General features: G+C 63.0%; 13 protein-coding genes. 7 read left to right on the top strand and 6 right to left on the bottom strand.

Features of this window, described 5'->3' with window-relative positions:
* The first annotated feature begins 7 nt into the window (after nt 1-7).
* Nucleotides 8-1,420 (top strand): DOPA decarboxylase, encoded by a 1,413-nt coding sequence (locus tag AC5PZ0_RS08140; protein ID WP_493854651.1) that lies wholly within the window; start codon nt 8-10, stop codon nt 1,418-1,420.
* 119 nt (nt 1,421-1,539) lie between these two features.
* Here AC5PZ0_RS08140 and AC5PZ0_RS08135 read toward each other — a convergent pair whose 3' ends face one another.
* Complete coding sequence (locus AC5PZ0_RS08135; protein WP_274887333.1) at nt 1,540-2,913, bottom strand: MFS transporter; 1,374 nt, start codon at nt 2,911-2,913, stop codon at nt 1,540-1,542.
* 466 nt (nt 2,914-3,379) lie between these two features.
* On the opposite strand from AC5PZ0_RS08135, the gene quiC reads away from it, so the two are divergent.
* Nucleotides 3,380-5,287 carry a 3-dehydroshikimate dehydratase QuiC gene (quiC, locus tag AC5PZ0_RS08130; RefSeq protein ID WP_493854650.1) on the top strand — a complete coding sequence of 636 codons (1,908 nt, stop codon included), beginning with the start codon at nt 3,380-3,382 and terminating at the stop codon, nt 5,285-5,287.
* Between the two features lie 164 nt (nt 5,288-5,451).
* Here quiC and AC5PZ0_RS08125 read toward each other — a convergent pair whose 3' ends face one another.
* Nucleotides 5,452-6,120 carry a class I SAM-dependent methyltransferase gene (locus AC5PZ0_RS08125; RefSeq protein WP_493854649.1) on the bottom strand — a complete coding sequence of 223 codons (669 nt, stop codon included), beginning with the start codon at nt 6,118-6,120 and terminating at the stop codon, nt 5,452-5,454.
* Between the two features lie 149 nt (nt 6,121-6,269).
* Between AC5PZ0_RS08125 and AC5PZ0_RS08120 the strand changes: the two genes are divergently transcribed.
* From AC5PZ0_RS08120 to AC5PZ0_RS08110, 3 genes are all read left to right on the top strand, one after another.
* Nucleotides 6,270-6,782 (top strand): sigma-70 family RNA polymerase sigma factor, encoded by a 513-nt coding sequence (locus AC5PZ0_RS08120; RefSeq protein ID WP_274887335.1) that lies wholly within the window; start codon nt 6,270-6,272, stop codon nt 6,780-6,782.
* Nucleotides 6,783-7,760 carry a FecR domain-containing protein gene (locus AC5PZ0_RS08115; protein ID WP_274887336.1) on the top strand — a complete coding sequence of 326 codons (978 nt, stop codon included), beginning with the start codon at nt 6,783-6,785 and terminating at the stop codon, nt 7,758-7,760.
* A gap of 100 nt (nt 7,761-7,860) precedes the next feature.
* Nucleotides 7,861-10,278 carry a TonB-dependent siderophore receptor gene (locus AC5PZ0_RS08110; RefSeq protein WP_493854648.1) on the top strand — a complete coding sequence of 806 codons (2,418 nt, stop codon included), beginning with the start codon at nt 7,861-7,863 and terminating at the stop codon, nt 10,276-10,278.
* Nucleotides 10,279-10,300: 22 nt separating this feature from the next.
* Here the strand turns inward: AC5PZ0_RS08110 and AC5PZ0_RS08105 are convergent, their stop codons facing one another.
* Entirely contained in the window at nt 10,301-11,113 is an 813-nt protein-coding gene (locus tag AC5PZ0_RS08105; protein ID WP_493854647.1) for a helix-turn-helix domain-containing protein, read from the bottom strand.
* Nucleotides 11,114-11,223: 110 nt separating this feature from the next.
* Between AC5PZ0_RS08105 and AC5PZ0_RS08100 the strand changes: the two genes are divergently transcribed.
* Nucleotides 11,224-11,556, top strand: a complete 333-nt coding sequence (locus tag AC5PZ0_RS08100; protein ID WP_099429827.1) for a DUF2834 domain-containing protein — start codon at nt 11,224-11,226, stop codon at nt 11,554-11,556.
* Complete coding sequence (locus AC5PZ0_RS08095; protein ID WP_493854776.1) at nt 11,556-11,981, top strand: MAPEG family protein; 426 nt, start codon at nt 11,556-11,558, stop codon at nt 11,979-11,981. Before AC5PZ0_RS08100 ends, AC5PZ0_RS08095 begins: the two co-directional genes overlap by 1 nt.
* Before the next feature lie 67 nt (nt 11,982-12,048).
* On the opposite strand, the gene AC5PZ0_RS08090 is transcribed toward AC5PZ0_RS08095, so the two are convergent.
* Genes AC5PZ0_RS08090 through AC5PZ0_RS08080 form a run of 3 tightly spaced genes read right to left on the bottom strand, consistent with a single transcriptional unit; the run spans nt 12,049 to nt 16,462 of the window.
* Nucleotides 12,049-13,377 carry a TolC family outer membrane protein gene (locus AC5PZ0_RS08090; RefSeq protein ID WP_265967417.1) on the bottom strand — a complete coding sequence of 443 codons (1,329 nt, stop codon included), beginning with the start codon at nt 13,375-13,377 and terminating at the stop codon, nt 12,049-12,051.
* 1 nt (nt 13,378) lies between these two features.
* A complete protein-coding gene (locus AC5PZ0_RS08085; protein WP_493854646.1) occupies nt 13,379-14,719 on the bottom strand; it encodes an HlyD family type I secretion periplasmic adaptor subunit in 1,341 nt (446 codons plus the stop codon).
* Between the two features lie 6 nt (nt 14,720-14,725).
* Nucleotides 14,726-16,462, bottom strand: coding sequence for a type I secretion system permease/ATPase (locus tag AC5PZ0_RS08080; RefSeq protein ID WP_085273306.1), 1,737 nt, complete (start codon nt 16,460-16,462; stop codon nt 14,726-14,728).
* Nucleotides 16,463-16,838: the final 376 nt, after the last annotated feature.

The following is a 16,838-nucleotide window of genomic DNA, read 5'->3' as shown; positions in this document are numbered from 1 at the left end:
ACCGCCCGTGACCCCAGAACAATTCCGCCAGTACGGCCACCAATTGATCGACCTGATCGCCGACTACCGCCAAACCGTGGGCGAACGCCCGGTCATGGCCCAAGTCGAACCGGGCTACTTGAAAGCGGCCCTGCCGGCAGGCGCCCCGCAGCAGGGTGAACCCTTCGAGGCGATTCTCGACGACGTCAACAACCTGGTCATGCCGGGCCTGTCGCACTGGCAGCACCCGGATTTCTACGGTTACTTCCCGTCCAACGGCACGTTGTCATCGGTGCTGGGCGACTTTCTCAGTACCGGCCTGGGTGTATTGGGCCTGTCCTGGCAGTCCAGCCCAGCCTTGAGCGAGCTGGAAGAAACCACCCTCGACTGGCTGCGCCAGTTGCTCGGCCTTTCAGGGCAATGGAGCGGGGTGATCCAGGACACCGCCTCGACCAGCACCCTGGTGGCGCTGATCTGCGCCCGCGAGCGGGCCAGCGATTACGCGTTGGTCCGCGGTGGCCTGCAGGCCCAGGCCAAGCCGCTGATCGTCTACGTCAGCGCCCACGCCCACAGCTCGGTGGACAAGGCCGCACTGCTGGCCGGTTTTGGCCGTGACAACATTCGCCTGATCCCCACCGACGCGCAGTTCGCCCTGCAGCCAGAAGCGCTGCGGGCAGCCATCGAGCAGGACCTGGCGGCAGGTAATCAGCCTTGTGCGGTAGTTGCGACCACCGGCACTACCGCCACCACGGCGCTCGACCCACTGCGCCCAATTGGTGAAATCACACAGGCCCATGGCCTGTGGCTGCACGTTGACTCTGCCATGGCGGGGTCGGCGATGATTTTGCCCGAGTGCCGCTGGATGTGGGACGGCATCGAGCTGGCCGACTCGGTGGTGGTCAACGCGCACAAATGGCTGGGTGTGGCCTTTGATTGTTCGATCTACTACGTGCGCGACCCACAGCACCTGATTCGGGTGATGAGCACCAACCCCAGCTACCTGCAGTCGGCGGTGGATGGTGAGGTCAAGAACCTGCGTGATTGGGGTATTCCACTGGGCCGGCGGTTCCGCGCTTTGAAACTGTGGTTCATGTTGCGCAGTGAAGGCGTCGAAGCGCTGCAGGCGCGCTTGCGGCGTGATTTGGATAATGCTCAGTGGCTTGCTGGGCAGGTCGAGACGACGCCGGGTTGGACGCTATTGGCACCCGTGCAGTTGCAGACGCTGTGCATCCAGCATCGGCCGGCGGGGCTGGAAGGGGAGGCGCTGGATGCGCATACCAAGGCCTGGGCCGAGCGGCTCAATGGTTCTGGGGAGGCGTATGTAACGCCGGCGACCCTTGATGGGCGGTGGATGGTGCGGGTGTCGATTGGCGCATTGCCGACCGAGCGGGAGCATGTTGAACAACTGTGGCAGCGGCTGCAGGAAGTGATCAAGGGCTGAAAACGCTGGGGCCGCTTTGCGGCCCATTCGCCGGCAAGCCGGCTCCTACAGGGATTTGCGCACACCTGTAGGAGCCGGCTTGCCGGCGAAAGGGCTGCGCAGCAGCCCCCTGCGATCGATCAGTGGCTTGCAGTCTGCAAGCTGCCTTTACGGCTGGCTTCGTACGCGGCCTTTTCCATCGGCTTGGCTTGCGGGTTGCCGAGGTCTTCCATCGACAGGCGATGGGTTTCCGGTGCGATGTACGCCGCCAGGGCGCAGATGCAGGTGATGAAGAACGCCATGCCACCCACGACCAGTGGAATGTTGTCCGAGCCCGGTGGTGCCACCAGGGCGAACAGCGCTGGCAGCATGGCCGTCAGCATGGTGCCGATGTTCTGCGCAATGGCCATGGCCGAAACACGGTAGCGGGTCTGGAACAGCTCAGGGTAGAAGCTTGGGAACACCGCGTTGTAGCCCTGGTAGACCATGCCCCACATCACGATCGAGGCGGCGAAGGCCAGCGGTACGTTCTGGATGCTGATCGCATACAGGTAGACGAAGGCCAGCAGGCCCGAACCCAGGCACCCGGCGATCATGGTCGGGCGACGGCCGATCTTGTCGGAAAGGTTGCCGACGAATGGAATCACCAACACCGCGACGATGTTGCCGACCACCGGAATCCACAGGTACACGCTCTTGTCGAAGCCGATGCCATAGGCCGGCTGCACCGCGTAGGCCGCGCCGAAAATGGTCGCGACAACCGGGATCACGTTCATCAGGGCCATGAACATCACCAGCACCATGTGTTTCCAGCTGTGGCGGAAGGCCTCGCTGACCGGCGATTTGGCGACTTTGTCCTGCTTCTCTTCTTTCACGAAGGCAGGCGTTTCGTGCACTTCTTTACGGATGATGAAACCGGCGATCAGCACCACGGCGCTCATCAGGAACGGAATCCTCCAGCCCCAGTCGTTGAAGGCTTCACTCGGCATGAAGTAGGCCAGTGGCAGGAACACCGCCGCCGCCAATACCTGGCCGGCTTGTACGCCCTGCAGGGTGAAGCTCGCGTAGTAGCCTCGTCGGCCGAACGGCGCGTGCTCCATGATCATCGAACTGGCACCGGAGATCTCGCCGGCTACCGCGAAGCCCTGGACCAGGCGCAGCAGCACCAGCAAGACGGGGGCGAGGATACCGATGTCGTGGTACGTCGGCAGCAGGCCGACGGCCATGGTCGACACACCCATCAGGAACATGCACAGCAGCAGTACGTTCTTGCGTCCGCGGGTATCACCCCAGTGGCCGAGCACGATGGCGCCGACCGGGCGGGCCAGGTAGCCGACCCCGTAAGTGGCCAGCGAGGCGATGATCGCCATTTTCGGGTCGGTGTTAGGGAAGAAGATTTGCGGGAAAATCAGGGCCGCAGCCTGTGCATAGATGAAAAAATCGTAGTACTCGAGTGCCGAGCCTATCCATCCACTGGCGGTCGCTTTCTTGGCTTGAGAGCTGGAGTGAGCCATCGGTGTCTCCGTTGTTCTTGTTGGTTCCCGCACGGCGCAAGGCGAGCGTGGGGTTATCTCGGGAGTGGGGTCAAACGTGAAGTGCGGGCGTATTCCGCGCCAAGGCCGTGACAGGCAGCCAGGAGACAGGTGCGGATCGCAAGGCGAGAGCAGTGTTCATAGGTCGGTACCCGGTTTTATTGAACTTATTATGTTGTGGCGTTGGGCTTGTTAGCGCAGGTTCTGCCGAACGACCGTCTGGCAAGAAGGCAGTGGTCGGTGTGCCTGCGTCTGGTTTCATGTTGACCACGGGGTGGCGGTCTAGCAATTCGCGAAATCCGGTTTTGTTCGGTAATCGAACACAAAACTAACCATTCCGTACAAAGAGATTGATGAGGCGACTTTACCTGCGAATAATCCATCATGCCAGGCACCGTTACCGTGGTTTTCCTGCGCCGTCGTCCCCTAACAACAAGGAACTCCCGCCATGCAGCGTTCGATTGCCACCGTGTCCTTGAGCGGCACTCTGCCGGAAAAGCTCGAAGCCATCGCCGCCGCCGGTTTCGACGGCGTCGAGATTTTCGAAAACGACTTGCTCTATTATGCCGGCAGCCCGCGTCAGGTTCGCCAGATGTGCGCGGACCTGGGTATCGCCATCACCCTGTTCCAGCCGTTCCGCGACTTTGAAGGCTGCCGCCGCGACCGGCTGCAGCGCAACGTCGACCGCGCCGAGCGCAAGTTCGACTTGATGCAAGAGCTGGGCACTGACCTGGTGCTGGTGTGCAGCAACGTCCAGGCCGATGCCCTGGGCGACGAGCAACTGCTGGTGGATGACCTGCGCCTGCTGGCCGAACATGCCGGCAAGCGTGGCCTGCGCATCGGCTACGAAGCGTTGGCCTGGGGCCGTCACGTCAATACCTACCAGCAGGTCTGGAACCTGGTGCGCCAGGCCGACCATCCGTCGCTTGGGGTGATTCTCGACAGTTTCCATACCTTGTCGCTCAAGGGCGACCCGAGCGCGATCCGTGACATCCCGGGCGACAAGATTTTCTTTGTGCAGATGGCCGACGCACCGATCCTGGCCATGGACGTGCTGGAGTGGAGCCGGCATTTCCGCTGCTTCCCGGGGCAGGGCGAAATGGACCTGGCCGGCTTCCTCGCGCCGATCCTCACCACCGGCTACCGCGGCCCGCTGTCCCTGGAAATCTTCAACGACGGCTTCCGCGCCGCGCCACCTCGGCAGAATGCCGCCGACGGCTTGCGCTCGCTGCTGTACCTCGAAGAGCAGACCCGCCTGCGCCTGGAGCAAGAGGCCGTGGCGGTGGAGCCGGGCGTGCTGTTCAACCCGCCGGCGGCGAGTGCCTATGATGGCGTGGAGTTCCTCGAATTCGCCGTCGACGAGGCGGTGGGTGCGCGCTTGAGCAACTGGCTGAAACGCCTGGGCTTCGCCGACGCCGGCAAGCACCGCAGCAAGGACGTGCAACTGTTGCGTCAGGGCGACATCAACATCGTCCTCAATGCCGAACCCTATTCGTTTGGCCACAACTTCTTCGAGGCGCATGGCCCGTCGTTGTGCGCCACGGCGTTGCGCGTCAAGGACCAGCAAGCTGCCTTGAAGCGCGCCACGGCCTTCCGTGGTCAGCCGTTCCGTGGCCTGGTCGGCCCCAACGAGTGCGAAGTACCCGCCGTGCGCGCGCCCGACGGCAGCCTGTTGTACCTGGTAGAACAGGGCACTGCTGGCCAGACCCTGTATGACACCGACTTCAGCCTGGACAAAACCGCCACTGCCAGCGGTGGCCTGCGCCGTATCGACCACATGGCCCTGGCGCTGCCGGCCGAGTCGCTGGACAGCTGGGTGCTGTTCTACAAGAGCCTGTTCGACTTCGCCGCCGACGACGAAGTGGTGCTGCCCGACCCGTACGGCCTGGTCAAGAGCCGTGCGCTGCGCAGCCAGTGCGGCACCTTGCGCCTGCCGTTGAACATTTCCGAGAACCGCAACACCGCCATTGCCCACGCATTGTCCAGTTACCGCGGCTCGGGTGTGCATCACATCGCCTTCGATTGTGATGACATCTTCCGTGAAGTGGCGCGTGCCAAGTTGGCTGGCGTGCCGCTGCTGGAAATCCCGCTCAACTATTACGACGACCTGGCGGCACGCTTCGATTTCGACGACGAATTCCTCAGTGAACTGGCGTATTACAATGTGCTGTATGACCGCGATGCCCAAGGCGGCGAACTGTTCCACGTGTACACCGAGCCGTTCGAGGAGCGCTTCTTCTTCGAGATCATCCAGCGCAAGGGCGGCTATGCCGGGTATGGCGCAGCGAACGTCGCCGTGCGCCTGGCAGCCATGGCCAAGGCCCGCAGCGGGGCAGCGCGCAAGCCGGTGCTTTAAGCGCCTTCAAGAGGCAGTCGCGTTCTGTGATTGTCACAACCCTGTGGGAGCGGGCTTGTCCCGCGAATGGGGCTACGCGGGGCATGGCACCGGCTTTGCCGGTGTTCGCGGGGCAAGCCCGCTCCCACAAGGGTCGGCAACTCGCTTGCAATGCCACACAGGGTTCACCGCCCCTCGGCCACCATCAACAACGCCTGCGGCACCGCACTTTGCGGATGCTGCGGCTCCTGCAGGCTGACCAAGCGCAACCCAGCCATGTCCAATGCATTCAGCCAACTGGCCAAGGTGCGGAAGTACCAGGGCATCGGCCGCCAGTCCCCGGCAAACCCTGCGAACGACTCTTCCCGCCAACCATCCTGATAATCGCCCGCAGCCACACTCCAGGGGTGCAACGTCTGGATCACCACTGCACCACCCGGAGCCAGCAGCCCATTCATCGCCGCCAGCAAGGGGATGACGTCCTGCTGCAACAACGCAAAATTGGCACAAACCAAATCGTAGCCACGGCCAACGCTGACGTCGCCCTCGGCCAGCTGTGCGTAACTGGCAAGGTGCACCTCGGTGGAGCCTGCCGCACGGGCCGCCTCCACCAGGGTGTTGTCGCCATCCACGCCGACCGCCTCAATGCCGCGATCAGCCAGCGCCCGCAGCAACCAGCCTTCACCACACCCAAGGTCGAGCACGCGCTCGGGTTGCCGGCTGAGAATGGCCAGCAGGATAGCCTGGTCTGTCACCTGCCGACGGCTCTCGATGGCGCCACTGCGCACCGCGTCGATCCAGGCCTGGGCGTTGTGCTGCCAGCTGTGCAGCAGGTTGTCTTCGGGGTTGTGCATGGGGGGGCTCCGCCGCCTTGGGTGAGTTGAAGCATAGGCCGCGAGCGCGCGCCTTTGCGGCTGAATGCTGGCCCATATTGAACTTGCTTTGCGCGCCAGCGCTAACTTACCATTGAAAATAGTTCTCACTTGCGTAGACAAGACCGCCCATGAGCGACGTGCTGCCCAGCCCTGACAATCACATACGCAATGTCGAAGCGCTTTACACCGGCCACCAGGGCTGGTTACACGCGAAATTGCGCAGGCGCCTGGGCAACGCGGTCGATGCGGCCGACCTGGTTCAGGACACGTTCACCCGTATCCTCGCCTCCAAAGCCGTCGTATTCGATGAGCCCCGCGCTTATCTGAGTTGCGTCGCTGGCGGCATTCTCGCCAACTGGTGCAAACGTAAATCACTGGAGCGTGCGTACTTGGCGGCACTTGAGCACCTGCCTGCCCCTGAAGTGCCTTCGCCAGAGACGCGCTTGCTGATCCTGGAAACCCTGCACGAGATCGATGCCATGCTCGATACCTTGCCGCCACTGGTCCGGCGCGCGTTTCTGCTGTCGCAGTTGGCTGGCATGAAGTACGAGGCGATTGCCGAGCAGCTCGGTATATCGCTGATTACCGTCAAACGCTACATGAAGCAGGCATTCGTTCAGTGCTTGAGGCTGGTCGACTAGATGGCCGATGCACAGCGCGCCGAGCCGGTAGACGCCGAAGCGCTCGAAGAAGCCGCCGAGTGGTTGATGTGCATGAGCGCAGGCGACGTGACCGATGCGCAGCAGGCCGACTGGCTGGCCTGGCGCAACAGCAGCCCGGCCCGAGCAAGCGCTTGGCAGCGCGCGGAGCGGTTGATGGGCAAGTTGGGTGGCCTGCCACCGGCACTGTCGATGCCTGCACTGGACCGCCCGGCCGACCCTGGCCGTCGTGCACTGGTCAGCCGGCTGGCCCTGCTGCTGGCCCTGGCCCCGGCCAGCTGGGCAGGTTGGCGGCTGACCGAGCAACAAGGTTGGGCAGCTGACTACCGCTCCGGCATTGGCGAACGCCTTGACCTTACCCTGGCCGATGGCACGCAGGTTGTGCTCAATACCGACTCCGCGATCGATGTACGTTTCAATGCCGGCGAGCGGTTCATTCGTTTGCTCCGTGGCGAAATCCTGGTGCAGACGGCCCCCGACATCGTGGTCCCTGCTCGCCCGCTGTGGGTAGGGACGCGGGAGGGGCGCATGCAAGCCTTGGGCACCCGGTTCACCGTGCGGGAGTTCGGCGGGCGTACCTACCTGGCGGTCATCGAAGGTGCGATTCGCATCGAACCTGGCAATGCCGATCACCTTGCCCGCCGCGTCGTGCAAGCCGGCCAACGCGCTGACTTCGACGCCCGAACGATCGCTGCACCAAGGCCGGCAGACGAGGCTGTCACGGCCTGGACCCAGGGCATGCTGCTGGCGGACAAGATGAGGCTGGACGCTTTCGTTGCCGAGCTGGCGCGTTACCAACGGGGGTTCATTCGTTGTGATCCAGGCATTGCCGACCTTCGCGTATCGGGGGCATTTCCCATCAGCGACCCGCGTCGAACGTTGAGCATGCTGGAGTCGACTTATGCCCTGCGGGTGGAGGCGCACATGGGGGGCTACTGGACGATGCTTGCGCCGCGCTGACCGCACTGCAAAAAAAGTCGTGCCCAGGTGATACTTTTTTCCGCCTCGGCTGGCAATAGGAGTGAACACCTCCATTCCCGGTCAGAAGGACCCTCCTGTCATGCCTGTTGCAAGTCGTCCCCAGCTCGCCATTGCAATCCGTCGCGCCCTGTTCAGCTGTGTGCTGGTAGCAGGTGCCAGCCATTCATGGGCGGCGCTCGCACAACCACTGGAGGCGACGGCTACCAGGCCGTACGACATCGCCCCAGGGCCGCTCGGCCGGGTCATGGCCAGCTTCGCGCTGGCCTCGGGTGTGGCCCTGTCGTTCGAGCCTGCATTGACGGAAGGCCTGTACAGCCCAGGCCTCAACGGTCGCTACTCCCCGCGTGACGGCATGGCGCAACTGCTCGCCGGCAGTGGGCTCGAACTGGTCGAGCTGGGCGACGACAGCTTCAAGCTGATCAGGCAAGTGGCCAGTGGCGACGGCCTGACCCTGGCCGCGACCACCATCGACGCCAACAGCATGCGCCACGAAACCCTGCCAGAGGCTTATGCCGGCGGGCAAGTTGCCCGTGGCGGGCGGTTGGGCATGCTGGGCAACAAGGATGTGATGGACACGCCCTTCAACGTCACCAGCTATACCGCCAAAACCCTGGCGGACCTGCAGACGGTCACCGTCGCCGATGCCCTGGAGCGTGACCCTTCGGTGCGCTCCACGGGGCAAACCGGCGGCATCGTCGATTCGTTTTTCATCCGTGGCTTCCCTGTCGGTGAGGGCAACCTAGGGGAGCTGGCTTTCGACGGCGTGTATGGCGTGGCGCCCAACTACCGCGTGTTTACCGAATATGCCGAGCGCGTCGAGGTGCTCAAAGGGCCAGGCGCGCTGATGTATGGGATTTCGCCTAACAGCGGGGTCGGCGGCGTGATCAACATCGTCCCCAAGCGCGCACTGGCCGAGGACCTGACCCGTTTCACCGCCAGCTACAGCTCCGACACACAAACCGGTGGCCACCTCGACATCAGCCGCCGCTTTGGTGATCAGCGGCAATGGGGTGTGCGTTTCAACGGCAGCCTCGCCCAGGGCGACACGGCCATCGACGACCAGCAACGGGCGTTGGATATCGGTGCCATCGCCCTGGATTACCAAGGTGAGCGCCTGCGCCTGAACCTGGACTTCATCAGCCAGCGGGAGCGCTGGGATGCCGCGTCGCGGCCCTTCACCGTGGCGCCGGGTGTCGACGTGCCTTCGGCCGCCAATGGCCGCACCAACCTGCCACAGGACTGGGGCTGGTCGGACACCCGCGAGCAATCCGCGCTGCTGGGTGGGGAATACGACCTGAGCGATTCGTTAACTGTGTTTGCCCATGCGGGTGGCGGCAGGGCGGATGTCGCGCGGATGTCCGACCAGGTGCCGAAAATCCTCAATGACGCGGGCGACACCAGCAATACTCCGGGCTACTACAAGTTCAATGTCGACCGCTCCACCGCCGACGTGGGCGTACGCGGGCTGTTCGAAACCGGGCCGATCAACCATACCGTCACGCTCATGGCGACCCGTTACCAGGATGAGCTGTCGCGGGGCATCAACAATGGCACGGAAATAATCTCGAACATCTATCACCCCGTAGCGGTGCCCAAGCAGTACATCAGTGCGCCAAACGTGAATCGGGTGTCTGAAGCCGAGTTGTCCGGCGTAGCGATGACCGACACCTTGGCGGTGCTCGATGACCGCGTGCAACTGACCCTGGGCGTGCGCAGGCAAGCGATCGAGTCGCGTAACTACAGCACCGCAGGCGCGATGACTGCCCGCTACAAAGACAGTGCGACAACGCCCGTTGTCGGGGTGGTGGTGAAACCCTGGGAGAATGTCTCGCTGTACTACAACTACGTCGAAGGTCTGAGCAAAGGCGATGTGGCACCGGCCACGGCGGGCAATGCCGGTGAAGCCTTTGCCCCCTATGAAACCAAGCAGCACGAACTGGGGGTGAAGTTCGAACGGGACACCTTCATGACCACCTTGGCGCTGTTCCAGATCGAAAAACCCAGTGGCGAACTGGGCGCTGGCAACCTGTTTTCGGTTCAGGCGCAGCAGCGCAACCGTGGCATCGAGTTGAGCATGTTCGGTGAAGTCGCGCCCGGTACCCGACTGCTGGGCGGCGTGACCCTGCTGGACGGCGAACTGACCGATTCGGCCACGGCGGCCAACAAGGGCAATGAGCCTGTGGGCGTGCCCGATGTGCAGGCCAACCTCTGGGCCGAGTGGGACACGCCTTGGGTCGAAGGTGTCACCTTGACCGGTGGCGCGATCTACACCGGCAGCCAGTACATCAACCAGGCCAACACCCAGGAGCTCGATGCTTGGACACGTTTCGATGTGGGCGCGCGCTACACCACCCACATCGAAGGCCGTCCTACCACCTTCCGGGCCACGGTGCAGAACGTCTTCGACCGTGAGTACTGGTCGGGGGTCGCTTCGTATGGCGCGATATCGCCTGGCTACCCACGCGCCCTGCAGCTGTCGGCGACGGTCGATTTCTGAGGCCGGTTCGGCCTGGGCGCACTCAGGGTTTTGCGGTCACTTGTTCATACGCCAGGGTCATGGTGTGCCAGGTATGCGTGTCTGCAGGTATCAGGTGTTCTATGCGCAGCGAGGCCACGGTCACGTCCAGCGGCATGCCAAAGGTGGTGAAGGTGGACAGGAACTTCAGCTCACCGTGGGCCGAGCGCAGGCGCGTCAACACGACCGGCGAAGGCGATGGGGCAATCGCTAGCGCGGCGGGGCAGGGCAGGTCTTGCAGTAGCTGCGCCAACTGAGGGTTGCCCGCCGCTTCCCGCGAGGCCCTATGCCACGCGGTGGCGCGGATTTCATCGGCATTGATCAACTGGTCGCCCAGGCCCTCGGGGCACAGCAGCGTTTCCAGCAGGTTGAGCGGCGCATCATCACGGGGCTGTACCCCCGCCATCTGCAACAGCAGCCCGGCGCTGGTGTTGGCGGCGGTGATGTACCACTTGCTATCCAGGACGATCGCTGGAGCGGGGTTGTTGGCCTGCAAAATATGCGCAATCGCCTCGTGCACCATTGCCATGGCGGGCGCATTCAGCGGCGACGCGGTGTAGCGGGGCGCATAACCTGCCGCGAGGAAAACCTCGTTGCACTCATCCAGCGGTACGTCCAACGCAGAAAGCAGGGCATGCAACGTGCCTGGGCTTGGTTTGGCGCGGCCGGTCTCCACGCAGCTCAGGTGACGCTGGGATACGTTGGCGCGTAGCGCCAGCTCAAGCTGACTCAAACCTGCCTGTTGACGGTGCCGGCGCAAGTGGTTGCCTGCCGGGTTACCGGCTGAGGCGGTCGGGTGGAAAGGGTGGTTACTCATGGGGCAACTCTGACGGGTCGTGAGCGGGGGCGTCGATGACCTGTGAGGTCATTGAGCAGGCTGCAACCATAGCACTACCTTGGCGCGGTATTGGTTAAGGAGCGTTGCAGATGAAAAGCACTTGGATCGCGCTGGCTACCCTGATGTCGTTTTCGCTATACACCGGCTGGACGATGCTCATTGCAGAGCAATCATTGCTCGCATTTGGCCTTGAACTGATGGCTCGGCCTGACACCGCGCAGGTTGTAATCGACTTGTACGTGATGGCTGGGCTTGCGTGCGCCTGGATGATCTCGGATGCCCGTTCGAAAGGGCGATCGTGGTTACGGGTTGCCCCTTTTTTGCTGCTCACGGCTGTGTTTGTGTCGGTGGGGCCGCTTCTGTACATCGTGTTTGAAGGCTTTGGCAGGCGCTCGGCACATCATGCTCAGGAGGGGGCATGATGCACGGTGCCCTGTCTGTCTATGCGGTCTGTGTGGTCGCGCTGTTCCTGAAGATGCTGGCGATCTCTTGCTACCAAGGCTATTACCGCCTGCGTTACAAGGCCTTCACCAATGGTGAAGACGCAGCGTTCTTTGGGCGCTTGGCCAATGTTGACGAATTGCCGCAGGTCAGCCGGGCGGGCAGGGTTTGGGCGAATGATCTGGAGAACATTCCGGCGTTTTTTGCCTTGGCCGGCTTGGCTATTGCGCTGAATGCTGCTGCGGTCGTCATTATTTGGCTGACTGTGGTGTTCACCGTTGCCAGGGTGGCGCATACGGTGTGCTACCTGAGTGGTTTGCAGCCCTGGAGGACAGTCAGCTTTGCGGTTGGGCTGGTGTGCTTGCTGGGGCTGGCGGTAACGGTCTTGCAAGCTTGTGGGTTGTAAGTAGGCTTTAGGATCTTGGGGCGCAAAACGCCCCAACAATCTCAAGCTTGAACAAAGCCAGAGCAGGTCAGTTACTCACCATCAACTCCGGCCCAAGGTAATTATTGACCAGCTCGATATCGTCATCCCCCAGGCTGCCCACCGATGACGCCAGGCGCAGGCGCGACATCAGGTAGTTCAACTTGGCCTCGAACAGGTCATGCCGTGCGTCGAACAGCAATTCCTCGGCATTAAGCACATCCGAGTTGGTACTGGTACCGCCCTCCTTGAAGCCCTTGCGTGTCGAGGTCAGCGAGCGTTCGTTGGACGCGACGGCCTTTTCCAGCGCATGGATACGCATGGCACCACTCTGCACACCTCGGTACTCACGGGTGGTGCCGGAGATGACTTCCTGGCGGGTGGCGTCGAGCTCGTCCAGCGCTTTCGAACTGTTGGCGCTGGCCTGGCGGGTCAGCGCGCTGGTGCTGCCGCCGCTGTACAACGGGATGTTCAGTTCCAGGCCGATCGAGCTGTACTGGTTGCGCTGGTTCAGCTCTGAAATCGATTGGCTGCTGCCCGCGGTGTAACCGGCAACGAAGTCCAGGGTCGGCCAGTGCCCGGCCTTGGCCCGGTTCACCTCTTCTTCTGCCAGTTCGTAACTGTGCCGGCGGGCGTGAATCAGCGGGCTGTCGGTTTGTGCTTTGACCAGCCAGTCCTGCAGGTTGCCCGGCAGCAGCGGCGGGGTAGTAAAGCCTGGCTGCAAGGTGGTCAGCGATGCCGGGGTTTCACCGATGTACTCCTCGAGCTTGCGGCGGGCGTTGACCAGGTTGTCCTGCGCCTCGATCAGGTCGGCTTCTGCCAGGTCGCGGCGAGCGACCGATTCGTCGATGTCGGTCACCGTGCCGGCGCCCAGCTCCATGCGCCGTTTCGCTGACGCAAGCTGCTCCTCGAAAGCGTTCAGCTTGGCCCTGGCCAGGGTGATGGTTTCGCTGGCCAACAGCACATCGAAATAACTGTCTGCCAGGCGCACCGCGGCATCCTGGCTCTTGGCATCGAACACCGCGACGCTGTAGTCGGCACGCTGCTGGCCCTGGTGGTATTCGGCCATCTTCTGTTTGTTGAACAGCGGTTGGCGCAGGCGCACGCTGGCGCCTTTGGAGTCGTAGTCCAGGTCGTTGTCCTGGCCGCTCTGGCGCTGCGAGCCATTGACCTTGTTGTAATAGGCCGTGGCATTGATCTGCGGCAGCAGGCCGGCTTGGCCGATGGCCCGGTTTTCCAGGCCGGCTTGTTTCTCATGCTCGGCGGCATGGTAGATGGGCCCTTGGTACTGCAGCAGGTCCCAGGCTTGCTTCAGGTCCATGGCACTGGCTGGCAAGGACAACCCCAACAGGCACAACATCAGGCAGTGACGGTTCATCTCATTGCTCCTTGAAAGCGCTGTCGACGCGTTCGAGCATGGGTTTGAGCAGGTAGCTGAGCAGGTTGCGCTCGCCGGTCTTGATGGTGACGGTGGCCGGCATGCCGGGGCGTATGTGGTTGCTGTCCAGCAAGCTCATGCCGGCGGGTGAAACGTCCACCTGCGCCAGGTAGAACGGCTGCTTGCTCTCTTCATCGAGCAGGCGGTCGGCAGAGATGGTTTTCACACGGCCGGGGATGTTTGGGGTCTGTGCGTGATTGAAGGCCGGGAAGGCGATGTCCACGGCAAGCCCTGGGACCATTTTGTCGATGGCCTGCACCGGGATCATCGCGTCGACCTGCAACGGCTCGTCGAGTGGGACGATTTCCATCAGCTTGGCGCCTGGCTGGATAACCCCGCCGACCGTGGCGATGCCCAGCGCCTGGACCATGCCATCGATGGGTGAGCGGATCACCGTGTGGGTCACTTCGTAGTCCAATGCACGCAAGCGGTCGGCCAGGGTGGTGTTTTCCTTGGCGGTGTCGGTCAGTTGCGACTCGACCTCTTTCAAGTAATCGTGCTGGCGCTGAAGCATGCGCAGCTTGATCTCGGTGGCCTGGCTGCGTACCCGGGCGATGTTGTTGAGGTTTTCGGCCTGGCCGGCGGAGAGGTCGGCGTTGCTGCGCTCCAGTTCCAGCAGGCGGTTGCGCGGCACATAACCTTCGGCGGCCAGCACGCGGGTCCCTTGCAGCTCTTGGCCGAGGAAGTTGATCTGCGAGGCGCGGGCACCGTACACCTGCTGCAGGCCTTTGAGCTGCACGGCCGATGCCGCCAGGTTCTCTTCGAGGATGCTGAGTTCGCCCGCCAGGCCGGCGCGGCGGGTGTCCAGCAAGCGCTGCTGCAAGTCCATGGCGGCCAGCAGGCGTGGGTCTGCGCCGAAGCGCTTGAGCAGCGCGGGGTCGAAGGTTACCGAGTCGCGGTTGTCGCGCTCGGCTTCGAGGCGGTTTTCCACGGTCTTGCTGACAATGTACTGGGCGCTGACTGCGCCCTGTTCGGCCACGGCTCGCAGGGCATCGAGGCGAACCAATTCCTGGTCCTTTTTCACCACGTCGCCTTCGCGCACCAGGATCGCTTCCACGGTGCCGCCGCTCAAGTGCTGCACGGCCTTGCGATTGCTGGTGACCTTGACCGTGCCGGTGGCGACCACGCCGGCATCCAGCGGCGCCAGCCAGGCCCACAGCAAAAAGCCGCCGAAGCCGGCCAGCACCAGCCACAGGCCCCAGCGCACCGGCTTGCCGGCATCCAGGTCGATCAGGCTCTTCGCCTCGGCAGGGATCAACTCGGTCGGTTGGCTCATGTGCATGATCGGTTACTCCCGTACTTTTACCGAAGCCAGCGGCGCTGCTGCGGCCGCCGGTATCACGCTTGCCTTGCGCAGGGCGGCAAAGACTTCGTCGCGCGTGCCCAGCATCTGCACGCCGCCGTCACGCAGCATCAGCACCTTGTCGACGGCGCACAGCACGTTGGGCCGGTGAGAAACCAGCACCACCGTGGCGCCACGGCCTTTGAGTTCGCCCAGGGCATCGACCAGGGCCTTTTCCCCGACATCGTCGAGGTTGGCGTTGGGCTCATCCAGCACCACCAGGTTAGGTTCGCCATACAACGCACGGGCCAGGGCAATACGCTGTTTCTGGCCACCGGAAAGCGGGCTGCCATCGGTGCCCAGGCGGGTGTCGTAGCCCTGCGGGAAGCGCAGGATCATCTCGTGCACGCCGGTGCTCTTGGCTGCGCGGATGACCGCATCGCTGTCCACCTCGGCAAACCGCGCGATGTTGTCGGCGATGGTCCCTTCGAACAGTTCGACGTCCTGCGGCAGGTAGCCGAGCCACGGGCCCAGTTCGCCTTTGTTCCAGGTGAAGATGTCGGCGCCGTCCAGGCGCACCTTGCCGGCCTGGGTCGGCCAGACGCCAACCAGCAGGCGGGCGAGGGTGGACTTGCCCGAGGCGGAGGGGCCGATGATGCCGAGGCTTTCGCCCGGCGCCAGGCTGAAGCTCACCCCACGCAGAATGGTGGTGTTGGTGCCGGGGGCGCCAGCAAATACGTTCTCCACGGCGAGCATGCCCAGGGGCCGTTGCAGCGACATGCTCGGTGGGCGGCGCGGGTAGTCCTGCAGCAGCTCGGTCAGCCGCCCCCAGGCTGACCGGCAGCCAAGCAGTTGCTTCCACGAGGCGATGACCTGTTCCACCGGCCCCAGTGCGCGACCGGTGAGGATCGAGCAGGCGATCATCATGCCCGGGGTGATCTTGCCTTCGATCGCCAGCAGCGCACCGGTGCCGAGGATGAGCGATTGCAGGGTGATGCGCACGAAGCGCCCGGTGCTGCTGATCAAGGCCGCACGGTCGGACGCCAGCGTCTGCATCTGCAGGATGCGCAGATGGCTCTGGTACCAACGCTTGCTGATCGACGGCAGCATGCCCATGGCCTCGATGACTTCGGCATTGCGCAGGTTGTTGTTGGCGTAGTTGGCAGACGACAGCGCCGCGTGGTTGGCCTCGGCCAACGGCTTGTGGGTGGCCTTCTCGGTGAGGTACGCCAGGCCGGCGAGGATCATCGAGCCGATCATCGTGACCAGCCCCAGCAGCGGGTGGATCAGGTAGCACACCAGCAGGTAGATGGGCGTCCACGGTGCGTCGAAGAAGGCGAACAAGCCATTACCGGTCAAGAACTGGCGGACCTGTGCCAGGTCTTGCAGGGCCTGGGCCGGGTTGCCACCGGCGCGGTTCAGGTTGCGCTCGAAGGCGGCGCTGAAGATGCGCCGGTTGAGGTCCATGTCCAGGCAGTTGCCGACCCGGATCAACACGCGGGTGCGGATCATTTCCAAGGCGGACATCAGCAGGAACAGCCCGACCACCAGCACGGTGAGCATCGTCAATGTGGTGACGTTACGGCTGACCAGGGCGCGGTCGTAGACCTGGAGCATGTAGACAGCTGGCGTCAACATCATGACGTTTATCACGCCACTGAAGCCTGCCAGTGAGTAGAAGCTGCGGCGCAGGCGAAAGAGCGCCTCGGCCAGCTCGGAACGGGTGCGCGGCTGCTTGTGCATCTGGGGCCTCCCTCTGTACCAAACCGGAGGCCGTTGCGGCGCTCTGGACTGCTCTAGATGTGGCTTCTGGACGGCACGCAGGCGGGTCGCTCTGTAGGCGAATCATCCGAAAACGCTGCGGTGCCCCACAAGCACGAGCGTAGGTTGCAACGAAACATCTTGTAATATCATTTCGCTCTATAAATTCTTTGAACTTTTTATAAGTCACGTAAAAACAGCGAGTTGCAACGCATTATCATCGAGAGTCATTTTTTCGACGGCTTATTGACAAGGTTTGAACCTACGACTTTAGTCTTGATTATTCGGGCCGCTCCAACGGGCCGCGCTTGACCAGATGTCATCGCACCACCGATCCCGGAAAACCGAACCACGAACT

The organism is Pseudomonas sp. 5.2 (assembly GCF_059025405.1).
Note: the sequence above shows the minus strand (reverse complement) of the source record. Positions and strands in the feature narration are given on the sequence as shown.